The organism is Thiomonas sp. (assembly GCF_054608695.1).
In genome coordinates, this window is the sequence record NZ_JBTRXV010000004.1 from 25,594 (window position 1) to 38,281 (window position 12,688).

At 59.1% G+C, this 12,688-nt stretch carries 13 protein-coding genes; 10 read left to right on the forward strand and 3 right to left on the reverse strand.

The features are described from left to right. Nucleotides 1-833: 833 nt before the first annotated feature. A complete protein-coding gene (locus ACYCUK_RS03480) occupies nucleotides 834-1,283 on the forward strand; it encodes a hypothetical protein (protein WP_461593440.1) in 450 nt (149 codons plus the stop codon). Between the two features lie 96 nt (nucleotides 1,284-1,379). Here the strand turns inward: ACYCUK_RS03480 and ACYCUK_RS03485 are convergent, their stop codons facing one another. Continuing rightward, on the reverse strand, nucleotides 1,380-1,685 hold the full coding sequence (locus tag ACYCUK_RS03485) for a hypothetical protein (RefSeq protein ID WP_461593441.1): 306 nt from the start codon (nucleotides 1,683-1,685) through the stop codon (nucleotides 1,380-1,382). A 31-nt stretch (nucleotides 1,686-1,716) separates the two neighbouring features. On the opposite strand from ACYCUK_RS03485, the gene ACYCUK_RS03490 reads away from it, so the two are divergent. The 5 genes from ACYCUK_RS03490 to ACYCUK_RS03510 all read left to right on the forward strand — a co-directional run bounded on the left by ACYCUK_RS03490 (nucleotide 1,717) and on the right by ACYCUK_RS03510 (nucleotide 7,773). Further along, entirely contained in the window at nucleotides 1,717-1,932 is a 216-nt protein-coding gene (locus ACYCUK_RS03490) for a DUF4224 domain-containing protein (protein WP_461593442.1), read from the forward strand. Between the two features lie 73 nt (nucleotides 1,933-2,005). Beyond that, a complete protein-coding gene (locus ACYCUK_RS03495) occupies nucleotides 2,006-3,091 on the forward strand; it encodes a tyrosine-type recombinase/integrase (protein ID WP_461593443.1) in 1,086 nt (361 codons plus the stop codon). A 593-nt stretch (nucleotides 3,092-3,684) separates the two neighbouring features. After that, the gene (locus tag ACYCUK_RS03500; protein ID WP_461593444.1) at nucleotides 3,685-3,990 is read left to right on the forward strand and encodes a hypothetical protein; all 306 of its coding nucleotides are present in this window, start codon (nucleotides 3,685-3,687) and stop codon (nucleotides 3,988-3,990) included. Nucleotides 3,991-4,597: 607 nt separating this feature from the next. Beyond that, nucleotides 4,598-7,126, forward strand: coding sequence for a hypothetical protein (locus ACYCUK_RS03505; protein WP_461593445.1), 2,529 nt, complete (start codon nucleotides 4,598-4,600; stop codon nucleotides 7,124-7,126). Further along, complete coding sequence (locus ACYCUK_RS03510; RefSeq protein ID WP_461593446.1) at nucleotides 7,123-7,773, forward strand: hypothetical protein; 651 nt, start codon at nucleotides 7,123-7,125, stop codon at nucleotides 7,771-7,773. Before ACYCUK_RS03505 ends, ACYCUK_RS03510 begins: the two co-directional genes overlap by 4 nt. Here the strand turns inward: ACYCUK_RS03510 and ACYCUK_RS03515 are convergent. Together ACYCUK_RS03515 and ACYCUK_RS03520 are read right to left on the reverse strand one after the other, a co-directional pair. After that, on the reverse strand, nucleotides 7,746-9,005 hold the full coding sequence (locus ACYCUK_RS03515) for a carbon-nitrogen hydrolase family protein (protein WP_461593447.1): 1,260 nt from the start codon (nucleotides 9,003-9,005) through the stop codon (nucleotides 7,746-7,748). The genes ACYCUK_RS03510 and ACYCUK_RS03515 overlap by 28 nt on opposite strands. Then, entirely contained in the window at nucleotides 9,002-9,490 is a 489-nt protein-coding gene (locus ACYCUK_RS03520) for a hypothetical protein (RefSeq protein WP_461593448.1), read from the reverse strand. Before ACYCUK_RS03520 ends, ACYCUK_RS03515 begins: the two co-directional genes overlap by 4 nt. A gap of 103 nt (nucleotides 9,491-9,593) precedes the next feature. Between ACYCUK_RS03520 and ACYCUK_RS03525 the strand changes: the two genes are divergently transcribed. The 4 genes from ACYCUK_RS03525 (at nucleotide 9,594) to ACYCUK_RS03540 (ending at nucleotide 12,567) form a co-directional block, all read left to right on the forward strand. Further along, the gene (locus ACYCUK_RS03525) at nucleotides 9,594-9,848 is read left to right on the forward strand and encodes a type II toxin-antitoxin system HicA family toxin (protein ID WP_461593449.1); all 255 of its coding nucleotides are present in this window, start codon (nucleotides 9,594-9,596) and stop codon (nucleotides 9,846-9,848) included. Continuing rightward, nucleotides 9,845-10,183 carry a type II toxin-antitoxin system HicB family antitoxin gene (locus ACYCUK_RS03530; RefSeq protein WP_461593450.1) on the forward strand — a complete coding sequence of 113 codons (339 nt, stop codon included), beginning with the start codon at nucleotides 9,845-9,847 and terminating at the stop codon, nucleotides 10,181-10,183. Before ACYCUK_RS03525 ends, ACYCUK_RS03530 begins: the two co-directional genes overlap by 4 nt. A gap of 13 nt (nucleotides 10,184-10,196) precedes the next feature. After that, nucleotides 10,197-10,529 (forward strand): hypothetical protein, encoded by a 333-nt coding sequence (locus ACYCUK_RS03535; RefSeq protein WP_461593451.1) that lies wholly within the window; start codon nucleotides 10,197-10,199, stop codon nucleotides 10,527-10,529. Between the two features lie 409 nt (nucleotides 10,530-10,938). After that, a complete protein-coding gene (locus tag ACYCUK_RS03540) occupies nucleotides 10,939-12,567 on the forward strand; it encodes a GmrSD restriction endonuclease domain-containing protein (protein WP_461593452.1) in 1,629 nt (542 codons plus the stop codon). Nucleotides 12,568-12,688 lie beyond the last annotated feature (121 nt).

A 12,688-nucleotide genomic window follows, 5' to 3' on the forward strand; every position in this document is an offset into this window, starting at 1 on the left:
ATGGCGAGGGTTTGGTGCTGTCAGACGAGCATCGTCGTCGTCGCGGATCGAGGCCCCACGTCCTGCCTTTCACTCGTATACGAGGGGCGATCTTGCTTCAGGAGTCTCGCATTCGATCGGGTTGGTCGCCACCAATCCCTCTCGCCACGCCCTTGCGGGTTGTGGTCTCCCTCCGGATGGAAGGAACTGGCCCTGTGACGGGGGCCGGGCGGATGCTGCCTGTCTGTCAGGCTCACTGCATCGGGCTTGATTCCTGTGAACCAGACCTTCGTCTGGCGGCCATGCTCCCTCGAGAGTCATGGCATCGTCGCGGTCGTCATGCTTCAACGATGCGCGGCGAGGGCGGCCTTGCCCATCTTTTCTAGCCTAAAAACTTTTCGGTAGGGTCACTGTAGGGTGCGCAAAACGACCCAGGAACGGCAGCCCGCCTCGTTTCGTGCATCACTCAGGGTTTTGCATGTTTTTTCGATGGGGGCCCAAAAAAAACCGCCTGGAGGAGCGGTTCGATGGCTCTCTCAGGAGCTATTTCTTGTCGCCTCGGAAGGGGCGCATGGAATCGGACATGCCGGTTGAAAACTCCGCTTGTGCGGGACTGGGAAAACATTGCCGCGTGATGCGACTGTTCCATATTAGCCACCCACGGCAGATGCTGCGCTTGAAATCATGGCAGAAATCAGCGTTTTTCCGATGTCGAAGTGCGGCCGGGCTTCATGCGCACGCTCATCGCTCGTGATTTGGATTCCTGCCCCTCATGTGACGGATTTAGAGGGGCAGCGCGCCGCGACTTGCAGCGGCGATGTGTCGTGAGATGATCCTTGCAGAAGGAGTTCACCATGAAACTGATGACCGAAGCCAGCAATGTGATCAGCTTGTTCAAGGCATCCGCCACCGAAGACGACGCTAATAGTCCAAGTAGCGGATATTCTCGCGACGACCTGCACGCCAGGTACCTACTCCAACAATCCAGTGTTATGCATCACTTTCCAATTCGACTGGAATCTGGCACGTATATTGACAGGCCCAATTTTTATTGTCGATTTTGCCAACAAACGCTTGAACCGAAGGGTCGCATCAAGAAATTCGCACGCGCAGTTCTCATTGAGGCTGCGGCAGACTGCCCCAATTGCAAGGATTACACCTGCTTTGATGCGCGAATTTTGGATAACGGAAGCCTGCGTATCTTGGACTACCAAGACCCGGGTAGCGATGTCTACAAGGGCAAAATTCATGCGTCTTTTGACGACGATGAGCAAGGCGATCCGCCGGAAAGTTGGATGTTCTGAGAAGGCTTTGCAGATCGTTTGGCCCCGATCGCGACATCGGCCGATGTCACGAAAATTCCGCGACGGAATGCCGTTGTGTTCTGTAAGTCACGGATTTCATTCACAACGTGCCCGATAAGGGTCACGATTTTGCGCAAAGGTCACAATTTTCCTGCAGGTGCCATCTTTCGCCGTTTGCGTTGCCGGACCCAACGGCCGACTGACACTGGCACGTTGACGAATTGCAATGATCTGGAGTCGAGTTTCTGGTTGGTCGCAAATCACCAAGGAAATCGCCTTGTTTTCGGTTTCCTGATGCACAACAGACACGCTCAAATATCCGGTGTGGCGCTCCACCTTGAACCCTGATTCACGCTCTCCATTTCTATTCAACAGATGATCGTGAAATCGCATCTGGCGCACGCCGAGATGAAATTGATTGGAAGACCAGCAAATGACCGCATTTCTTACCGAGGAAGAATTGGTATTTCTCACTGCGAGAAAACGCAAGACCGCGCAACTCGAATCGCTGCGGCGGATGGGCGTACCCTTTTTTGTGAATGGTGCAGGGCGTCCCGTTGTCGCGCGGTCTGCAGTCGATGGCCGAAGCATCGTCATGGCGGAACCTCTGGCCCGGACGTGGGTACCGCGCGTTCTGCAATCTCCGTAGAGCGCAGTTTCAAACCTGATGGAACGACGAAATGGGAAGACGCCCATCAAAATATTTGAATCTACCTCGCGGCATGCGTGCGCGTCCGCAGCGCTCGGGCCGTATTTATTACTATTACGACCCCGGCGGGAAGCCCAGGAAGGAGATTCCGCTGGGGAGCGACTATGTCGAGGCAGTCAAGAAATGGGGCCAGCTTGAAGGTGACCAGGGCGCGCCGCACGTCAAGTTGATTACATTTCGTTATGTCGCCGAGCTCTATCTGATCGAGGAGCTTCCGAAGAAGGCACTGCGCACACGCAAGGACAATCTGGCTGAGTTAGAGAACTTGTATCAGTTTTTTGACAATCCCCCAGCGCCTCTCGCCGAGATCAAGCCATTGCACATCAAGCAGTATCTCAATTGGCGCGTCTCAGCGACAGAGCAGCGGCTGCGCCTGACGAACGAGGACCGCGCAAAAATCGGGAAGCCACCGCTGTCCACGCAAGGGCGCACGGGTGAAGTGAGGGCGAACAGGGAAAAAGCCCTGTTCTCGCACATCTGGAACTACGCCCGCGGGAAAGGCTTCACGGATCAGATGAATCCCTGCCAGGGAATCAGGGGCTACAGTGAAAAAGGAAGAGACCATTATGTCGATGATGCCGTGCTTGCGGCGATTTGGCACGAGGCTGATGAGCCGCTGCGAGATGCGCTGGACCTGGCCTACTTGTGCGGTCAGCGTCCAGCGGACACACTCAAGATGGCAGAGACCGACATCCACGATGGCCAACTGTCGGTGCGTCAGAACAAGACCCACAACCGTCTGCGCATCGTCGTGGAGGGCGAGTTGAGGGCCGTGATCGATCGGGTACTTGCGCGCAAGAAACTCCATGCAGTGCGTACGCTCGCGTTGGTCTGCAACGAGAAAGGTCAGCCATTGAGCAGTGGCGCCCTGGACAGTCGCTTCGAGAAGGCGCGCAAACTCGCCGCTGACGCCAACCCGGCCTTGGCAGGGCTAATCTTGGCCACGCAATTTCGCGATCTGCGAGCAAAAGCCGGGACCGACAAGGAAGAACAAGCTGGAATGCAGGCCGCCCAGGACCAACTTGGACACGCCTCCAGCACCATGACGCGGCACTACGTCAGGCACCGGAAGGGCAAGCTGGTTAGCCCCACAAAATAGAGTTTTGCGGAGCAACACTCGGATTGCGGAGCAAAAGAAAGGGCCCCACATCGTTGTGAGGCCCGTATATGTTGGCTCCCCGACCTGGGCTCGAACCAGGGACCTGCGGATTAACAGTCCAAAAATAAGACGATTGCAAGCGGTTGTTCAGTCTCAACTTCGAAGAAAAATGTCTTTATAAATCATTTATTTACTGTTGTTGTTGTTTGTTTATCGACGATTCTTTGTTGTTGTTGTTTGGTTCACTGAGTGAACCAAATTTGAACCAAGAACGAGCCAAATCCGCAGGTCACCATCGCAATGGCTTGAGAATAAAGAGGTAAATATTGCATTAGCTGTTGCGAACTCGCGACAACATCTAACTTTTTTGGTTCATTGCCGATTTGGTGTGGTATCTTGCAGTTATGGGAAGAGCCGCGCGCCAACGAAACAGGGAAGCCAAAGACTTACTAAGAGTCTGGGGGCCTCGCGCGTGGCGATACCTCTGGGCTTTGCTGGCGTTGGCGGCTACGGCGTGGCTGGTTGATGCCTTCCATCAGCAGGCGGGAGGCCTGGGTCCTGCGCAGGCGGCTTTCGCTGGGCTGCCGGCGCTGATGGCGGTTTTGGCTGTTGGTCTTCTGCCGATCTTGGCAGCGACGCCTTTGGTTGAGCTAGACCGAGAACTCAAATCTAAAGCCGCTTCGGCCAAAGCTGCGGCGGGGGCCGCGCAGAAGGAATTTGATGCTGCGGCAGTCTTGCTGCTTGCTTTGGCAAGCCAAGTTTGGATTAAGCTTGGGCTAATTCAAGCCAGATTTCTGGCTTCAGCTGCGCCCGGTTTTGCCGTCAATCAAACCAGGGTCTTTCTCACCCCTCGGATCCTGGCGCAGCGCCCCCAATCCACCCGCGTCCCGCGCGGGTGACGTAGCACAGAGTCAACCCCGCCCTCTCTCACAGCGCGGGCGACCAAGCATCCACCCCTTCCCCTTGGCGGGGAGCACCAAAAAAATGGTGTCGAGATGCGAATCAAAAACCAAACTCAAAAAGTAGCTAGCAGCGGCGGCAATCGCCGCGGTGGACGCCCGGTCGGGAGCGTCGCCATCATCCCCCCAGGCCACGCGGGGCTCGAGGGGCTAGCAGCGGCGCTTGGAGTGTCCCCAGCGACCGTGCCTGGCCTGATCCTGCGCGGCGATCCCCGTATCCCCCCGCGGTCGCCGATCGCCGGCCGGCGCAGGCTGTGGCGGGTGGCGGATATCGAGGCGCTGATTGGGATGCCGAGCGCGACGGCTACCCCAATCCCAACCTCGGCGTTCAGCGCGATTTCTGTCACCGCCCTCGCCGCGCCCAAGGCGGCACTTGGCCGCAAACCTGGCCGGCCGCGCGGCACGGGCAACAAGGCAACACCTGGCCGCAAGACTTGCCGGCGGCGCGAGACGGGCAACGCCCCCGAAGCACCCAAGGCGGCATCTGATAGGCGCAAGCCTGGCCGGCCGCGCGGGACTGGCAAGCACCGCAAGTGAGGCGCCGACCATGTCCACCGCCACACCGGCGGTGGGCGCGGCTGTTGCCGCGCCTGCAGCTTCGTCCATCTCACTCAGATCCGTGCGCTCCGCGCTGCGCAGCGCCATGCAGGCATACCTCCAGCGGCATCAGCGGTGGATAGGGGAGATTGATGCCGAGCAGGCGCTGGCTCGCGCAGAGAATCGCCGCCCGCGGCGGATCGCGCCGGTACCGCCGATGGGCGCCCGAGTGACTGTCGGGGTTGGGAAGAGCACTACCGCACAGCAGATTGCCACGGCATGTAACTTGCCAGTCGTCATCGTTGTTCCGAACCACGGCTTGGCTCAAAAGTACGCCGATGAGATTCCAGGCGCACGGCACTATTTTGGGCGTCAACCGCAAGCAGAAGACGGCACCACGACAGAGTTCACCTGCTTCAAAATCAAAGCGGTCGAGCAAGCGGGGGACAAGAATCATCGGCCAGCGCAGAGCCTGTGCCGAACATGCCCGCATGGCATGGCCGGGGCGCTGGTTAAGGCCGAAGACCCAGTCAAGATTGAACTGGCCAGGCGGTTTTTTGAGGATCGTGATTTAAATCCAGCTGACTATAGCCCCTGCAGATTCCTGTACGAAGGCTTGCCAAACAGCCTGGCGGCGGAGAAGTTGGTGATGCCGATTCAGTCCTTCTCAGACGCTGCTGGCGACTGGTTTGAGCGAGATGCCATCACCGGCAAACCGCACCGCGCAACTCAGCGCATGATCGTGTTCGACGAGCGTGTTGACCTCGCGCACGAGGTCACGATCAGCCCGGCGGACGTGAGCCTCTGGAGGGACAGCCTACCCAAAATTCAGGAGCGCCTGGAAAGGCGCTTGCAGCATTTGGGTGGATTGGCAAACCCCAGCGAAGCTGATGCTGAAGAGCGCCAGAGCGCGCAGGGAATACTGAACTTGGCGCCCGAGATCGACGCCTTGTTTCAACACCTGATCGTGGCGATCGCGATGGGTGTGATGCCAGATGCCAAATTGATCAAGGAGATGGACCAGAAGGTCCGGGATGCAGGTGCGAGCGCAGCCGGCACGGCGCGGTGGGAGCGGGTGTCGTGGAACCATGAGACCGACGAATTTTTTACGCCGCTGCGCGCACTTGCCGCGCTGGCATGGAGCTTGACAGCCAACGCGGCACGGATCAAGAAAAACGGGCTGCACTGTTATGAGATTACCCCCGCTGTGGACTGGTCAACCAAACGCGGATCGACAATCTTTCTGGATGCGACGCTCAGCCCGGCGATGCGGGCACTGATTACGTCAGCCGGCGGGATGATTCACGACGCCAAGGCCGACCAGAACATGACGGTCACCCGCATCACAGGCCACCTGTATGCGCGTGGCAAGGTTGGCCACAAAGGATATGAACGTAGCGCGAAAGCGTACATGCGAGAAATCGAAAAAATTGCGATGCTAATGCCCGCGAACAGTGCGATATTGACGCACAGGGCCTACCTCGCCTACGCCGATACGGTGGAAGACAAGGCGCATCCAAATCGAAGAATCAAGGCAGGTGAGCCAGAAGTGACAAAGGCGGTCTTCGAGGCCAGCACAGGGCGCAAGATCGGCTGGTTTGGTAAGCATGATCGTGGGCAGGACGACTGGAAGGGGATGCACCTGGCTGTGATTGGCATGCCGCTGATGGGGCCGGAGACATGGGCTAGCGCCTACGCTTGCGCCCGCGCGGCCATGCTGTCTACTGGAGCGCCCGGCGAGGATTGGCCAGAGTTCAATGGGGATGAAGACGATGGCAAGGGCAACAATGGCGTTCCACTGCCACGTCAGCCGCAGGTGCGCGCTTGGCTGCTGGACGACTATGCGGGGACGATTGCCCAGGCCATCGGGCGAAATCGCGCGGTGAGCCACGAAGGGGAACCGCTGATCGTCCAACTTTGGGGTGGCATCCAGTCGCCAGAAATGGATCTGGCGTTGGCCCGGCACGGCGTTCAGATCGACGCCGCAATGCCTAACACCATCCACCGCGGCGGGGCGCACGGCCCCCAAAGGACGGACGTTGACGCCATCGATCAGGCGATTGACATGATCCTCGCATCCGGCGGATGTGTGAGCCAGCGCAGTGTGCGAGATGCATTGGTCAACTTGCGCGCTAGCGCACGAACCGACGCAATTAATTCCAGGATTAAGGCGATGCGGGCTGGGGGAGTGATTCCACCGGCTAGCAAAGGCGGGCGGAGGGCATCCGCTACTGCACCCAGTTGCATAGAAGACACTTATATGCAACTGGGTGCAGTTGTCTCACACGAAGAATCGGCGGTGGAAAGCAACAACAAAAGTCAACAAAATAACAAAGGCAGGGGCAAAGAAAAAGATCAAACCTCTGCGTCTGCCACAGCATCCGCCACCGTAGGCGCCGTTGTGACAGACCCTAGCCTGCGGGATGCCTTACCCGCCGACGAGGACTGGGAATGGGCGGCGGACGCCCTTGCGCATGAACTTGATCGCATCGCCATCGAAATTGAACACGAACTTGAGCACTCGGGGAAAATGCCATGAGGTACACATCCGACGTCGATAATGTCTACATCAGCCCGCAGCGGCGCAAAGAGATGCGCGCCACAATGCGGCGTCTCAACAAAGAGAGCGCGGCGAATACGCGCTTACCAAGCCCGTTGAAGCCTGGGGACATTCTGTTTGCTGTGATGGGGCTGGAGCAAGTCCGCAGCGATGGGCGCAGGACGCTCGACCGGGTTTGGTACTTTGAAGTCACGGAAACAAACGGCGATCTGGGGCGCGAAACCATCATGCGGCGGCTCGTTGATAGGCGTGAGCGGTTGACCGAGGGCGTAGCGCGGATGTTTACCATTCCGCACGATCTGACGTTTCCCCGGGTTGGTGTGTCTTTACCGGACCTCGGCAATTACATGGATTTGCCGCCGATAAAAGGCAACGCAGACCATCTTGGCGCTGTGCGCTTTTTCGCGGGCGTGGCTGCGTACCACGCCAGGTTGTTGCCATTCGTGGAGTATGGCTCAACGCGGATTTACCGACAGACCGCATACTGCGACGGCTACCCAACGGTACGGGAGCAGAGGCACAACCCGGATTGGCGCGAAACCGGCATGATCAACCCACCACCACCACTGCCGCCAGATCCATCGTTCAATCCAAGTGGTTATCTCGATGCGTATCTAAGCATCTGACTCCTGTTCACCGCCGTCACCACCGCCGCGCCCATGAGCCTTGCCCAAGCCGCCGTCGTGGCCGCCTCGACACGGGGCGCCACAGCCCCTGCAGGCTCATACCAATAGTTCGACACTCGAAGTACCACCGCAGGCCGCTGCGCAAGCGCCTGGAGCCACGGCCAAGCCAAGCCTTGGTCGTAGCAGATCGCGGCCCAGGTACGCACACCAGCGACGGTCCGCACCGGCTCCCACCAGTGCGACGCCGTGTAAGACTTTTCGCCAGCCCACGGCTTCCACATCCCGCCTGGCACGGGCACGGGAGAGGCAAACAGCAGCGCATCGCCATCACGCCCCAGCCCCACCACAGCATTGAGATAGCGCCCGTCCCAATGCTGCGCCCCAAGCACCGACGCGCCGACAAGCCACACGTCGCCCGGACGCATCGCGGCCCGCACCTGCGCCGCCGTGCCTGGCCACCAGGTTCCAGCCACGTCCTCGGGCAGAACCACCACAGCCCCACCCTGTTTCTTTGCCCCTGCCGTTGACTTTGACTTTGCTTCGGGGCGCACCACTCCAGCCGCTTGATCAATCCAGTCCTGGTTGCGCGCGACCTCGGCCATCACGTCATCGGTTTCACGTCCGACTTGGGTATTGACTCCGACCCAGCCAGCGTGCGCGACAGGCGGCGCGTATGAGGCATTCGCCCATACCGCCACCCCCGACAGCGCTGCCGACACCACCATGGCCAGTTTGATCGCGGACGTCGAGGATTGGGTTTGGACCAGCACTGCCAGCGTCCACAGGATCGCCAGCCCAAACGCGAAGCCCATCAATCCCAACCCCGGATAGAGCACACCAGCCAGCGCCAGCGGCGACAGCCAGCCGAAGAATCCGAGCGGCGGCAGCGCCTCGATCAGCAGCACCGCAACGACACGCCAGTCGCGCGATGCCCAGGCCCATGGTGCGGCTAGCAGCGTGCTCGACAGCACCCACAGGCCGATACCAACGATCCAACCAGAACCGAAGAAGCTCTGCACTTCAGACGGCAGCGCCGCACCGCCGACACCGAAGTAGGCCAGCGCAGCGAGAAAGCGCCAGCGACGGTTCTCCGCCAGCATGGCACCGACGATGAGCAGGGGCGACAGGACAACGCCGCAGGCGCGGCTGGAAAGCGTCCAGATCAACCCCGCAATGGCGGGTAGCAACAGAGCAAGCAAGCGGCGAGCCCACAGGAGCGCGATGGGCTTCACAGCGGCACCACCAGTTGCAGGCCGATGAAGCCCGAACTCGCTGAAACGTTCGGCACGGCTACGAGGTTGATCCCCCATCGCCGCGCACCTCGAATCTTGATCAGGGCCGCCGCCGCGAACGGCGCAACTGGGTTGACGTGGGCGTAGCCACTGACGAGGCCACCCGCGATGCCCATGCTGGCAGATAGCCCCGCCGGCAAACGCAGATGCATCGGCGTCCAGTCAATCAACGCATACGCGCTGGTGCGCTCGAAGCTGTTGCGGTAGAACCCACCGGCCAGGCCGATGTTGCGCGACAGCGGGTACTCCAGTCCCAGTCCTGGGTTGACCTGGTTCAGATGACGCCGGGCCGCGGCCTTGTTATGGACGCATACCGTGGAGAGGTCAAGACTGAGCGAGGCCGCTTGCGCAGCGGGTGATGCCAAGGCGCTCAGTAGTACAAGGCCGACAGCGAGGGTGGGGGGCAGGAATGAGGGTAGAAGCACGACGATCTCCGGTATGGCGTGGGCATACGGATATGCGGCGCGACGGCAAAGGGCTTGATAGCAGTATTGTTTAATGAGCTATCAACAGTGCTATCATTGCATAATGAACAGCAAGCAAAAAAGGACGCTTGAGGCGATCTTTTCCAGCCCGGTCAACGGCAATCTGGAGTGGGCGCGTATCGAAGCGTTGCTTGTGGCGGCAGGGTGTCGCGTCATCGAGGGAAGTGGATCATCCGTGACGTTCGAGAAAGACGGGCTGCGTGCCTACTTCCACCGGCCTCACCCGCAGAAAGAAGCCTTGAAATACCGCGTCAGACTGGCGCGGGAGTATCTGGAAAAGATTGGAGTGACCCCATGAACAACGTGATGACTTACAAAGGCTACGCCGCCAGCATGACCTATGACCCGGATGACAAGATCCTGGTTGGGCGTGTGCTGGACATTGCAGACATCATCGGTTTTCACGGGGAGTCTGTGGCCGAGTTCGAGGCAGCATTCCATGAGGCGATCGATGACTACATCGATGCTTGCGCGGCACTCAAACAACCGCCAGAAAAACCTTCGTCCGGCAAATTGATGCTGCGAATCGACCCCAGCCTTCATGCTGCGGCGGCCAAAGCCGCAGCGCGTGAGGGGCAGAGCATGAACAAGTGGGTGGCGAAAGTGCTCTCAGACGCCACGGCACACCGCTGAACTGGAGACCTGCATGCACACCCTCAAGCTGTACTGGTCTTACTTTCGCAACGCGCTGGGTACGCTGATCCTGCTGCTGCCGTTCTTCCTCGCCGCCTGGGTGTTCCATCTGGCGATGGGGCTGGGTAACGGTTCTGGCGACATCTGGATGGGCATCATGGGCGCCGGGACCGTGCTGCTCTTATTTCGCAAGCAAGGGCGGTTGTGGGCGATTCTCTTCCCCGAGTTGTGGCGCATGGCACGGCCCTTCCTCGGCAACCTTGCATGGCTGGCGCGTAGCAGGATGCATGCTGGGGTGTCGCGTGTGCGCTCGGACTGGAATGACCTGCGGCGGGTGATCAAGTAAGGGGTATCTGGAATCTGATGTGGGAGTGTGCACCCACCCGCAGGGGTAGGCCATGGCGCGCTAAGGCTTGGCATGCGCCATGTTCTCGCCGCACTCGTGGCTGTCAGCAAGTCGGCCAGTGCTGCCATTGGGGCACGTCGGTCGCAACGTCAGCAATGTGGGCAGTTGCTGACTGCGGCAGTGTCGCGCTACTGAACGTCAGGTTCCTGCATCTGCGAACTCACAATCGACCCACAGCTGCCATACGCATCTTCGGTTTCGACGTCGCAAAGCAGTACGCTCGACCGAAGTGGCGTCTGAGGAGTGGGACATCGGTGTAGTCAGGTTAGGCCTGGAAGGCGGTCTGCAGTAGCTGCGGTCGGTGCAAGCTATTATCGAATCAAGCCAATATGGCCGCCTAGAGGAAATAATGTTCCCCATCGACGCAGCCGCCAAGCCTGTTAAGGACCCTCAGCCCTCTGTCGACCGAATCGACGACTTGGCCAAAAGGATCTTGACTGGCGACATCTATCTACCCAAGTTTCAGCGTGAATTTGTCTGGGAGAAGGAGCAGGTTCTCGAGCTTCTCGATTCCGTGGCGAGGAACTTCCCGATCGGTAGTGTTTTGCTTTGGCAAAGCAAGCAGGAGCTTCGCAGTGAGAGCAAGATCGCCGACCTCGAAATCGCCCTGCCCAAGCCGGAGTACCCGGTCAACTACTTGCTGGATGGGCAACAGCGGCTCTCTTCGATCTGCGGCGCGCTGTATTGGAGAGGGGGCGACCCACGCAGCCCGTGGAACGTTGCCTATGACCTGCGGACGCGTACCTTTCATCATTTGGATCATACCGACGAGCCTGCCCAACATCTGGTGCGGCTGAATAAGTTGCCCAACCCATCTAGTTTCTTCCTTCAAGTTGCGGCTCTCGATGCTGCCCATCTGCCGGAACTGGCCGCGAATGCGCGGCAGCTCTTCGATAGGTTCAAGGACTACAAGGTTGCAACGGTCACGCTCGGCGACATGGCGCTAGCAGATGTCGCGCCTATTTTTGAGAGGATCAACAGTACCGGAACCAGGCTGACGATCGTCGACCTGATGCGCGCGGCGACATGGAGCCCCGACTTTGACCTCGTCGATAGCATCGACAGCATCCGCGACGCCCTCATGGCCAAATCGTTCGAGGGGGTGGAGCGCAAGGCGATTTTGAGGAACGTCTCAGTCGCTATGGGCGGGGCGTTCACGGTCGAGAGCATCGATGATCTCCGCAAAGCAGCGCCTGCCGACTTGAAAATCGCCGTGGCAGACACTGAGCATGGTTATCGACGCGCGGTGGACTTCCTCTCGACCCACATCAAGGTTCCCTCATCGTCGGTTGTCCCCTATACCAATCAGATCGTGGTGCTTGCCGAGATTTTGCGGCGCATACCTAAGCCAACCGCAACCCAATGGAGAGCTGTGGAGCAATGGTTTTGGCGCACTGGCGTGTCTGGGTATTTCAGCGGCTGGAATTCGGGAATGATGGCATCCGACTTGGCAGCTGTGTGCGATTTCTCTGAAGGCAAGACTGAGGACATTCTGATTCCAACCCCGCCCCCCTCAGTGCAGATCTGGTCGTCACGGCACTTTCGGCTCAACAACGCGCACTCGAAGATTTTGGCGTTGGTGCTCGCCTACGAGAAACCTCACGATCTACTTACCGGCCAGACCATCGACACCGACAAGGCGTTGTCGTGGCAGAACGCAAAAGAATTCCACCATTTCTTTCCACAAGCATTCCTGAGGGAAAAGGGTATCTCGACAATTAAGGCATCGGCGCTTTCAAACATCCTTTATCTCTCGTCTAGCAGCAACAAGATCATCGGCGACCAAGCGCCGTCGGTGTACTTGAAGCGGCTCCTGGACGAGCACGGAGACAATGCAATGAAGTGGCTCGCCACGAACCTTGTCGGCAAGGCCGCCATCGCTGCTGCGTTGCAGGATGACTTCGATGGATTCCTCTCAGCGAGATCCGAGGCGATAGACGCGCATGCGCGCAAGTTGGCCGGTTGGGCCACTGCCTGATGCGTTTGCGGTGAGTTACCTCCGCTACGAGTGATGCCATACAGACGCGCTCGGATCGTGGGACTGACTACCCGAACATGCTGCAGGTTCAGGGGATGGCTCGAAGGCGGCCTTCAACAGC

Bases quoted from the DNA above. Each gene is read 5' to 3' on its own strand.
- ACYCUK_RS03480 (WP_461593440.1), top strand. From the start codon at position 834: ATGAAACTGATGACCGAAGCCAGCAATGTGATCAGCTTGTTCAAGGCA.
- ACYCUK_RS03490 (WP_461593442.1), top strand. From the start codon at position 1,717: ATGACCGCATTTCTTACCGAGGAAGAATTGGTATTTCTCACTGCGAGA.
- ACYCUK_RS03495 (WP_461593443.1), top strand. From the start codon at position 2,006: ATGCGTGCGCGTCCGCAGCGCTCGGGCCGTATTTATTACTATTACGAC.
- ACYCUK_RS03500 (WP_461593444.1), top strand. From the start codon at position 3,685: ATGGCGGTTTTGGCTGTTGGTCTTCTGCCGATCTTGGCAGCGACGCCT.
- ACYCUK_RS03505 (WP_461593445.1), top strand. From the start codon at position 4,598: ATGTCCACCGCCACACCGGCGGTGGGCGCGGCTGTTGCCGCGCCTGCA.
- ACYCUK_RS03510 (WP_461593446.1), top strand. From the start codon at position 7,123: ATGAGGTACACATCCGACGTCGATAATGTCTACATCAGCCCGCAGCGG.
- ACYCUK_RS03525 (WP_461593449.1), top strand. From the start codon at position 9,594: ATGAACAGCAAGCAAAAAAGGACGCTTGAGGCGATCTTTTCCAGCCCG.
- ACYCUK_RS03530 (WP_461593450.1), top strand. From the start codon at position 9,845: ATGAACAACGTGATGACTTACAAAGGCTACGCCGCCAGCATGACCTAT.
- ACYCUK_RS03535 (WP_461593451.1), top strand. From the start codon at position 10,197: ATGCACACCCTCAAGCTGTACTGGTCTTACTTTCGCAACGCGCTGGGT.
- ACYCUK_RS03540 (WP_461593452.1), top strand. From the start codon at position 10,939: ATGTTCCCCATCGACGCAGCCGCCAAGCCTGTTAAGGACCCTCAGCCC.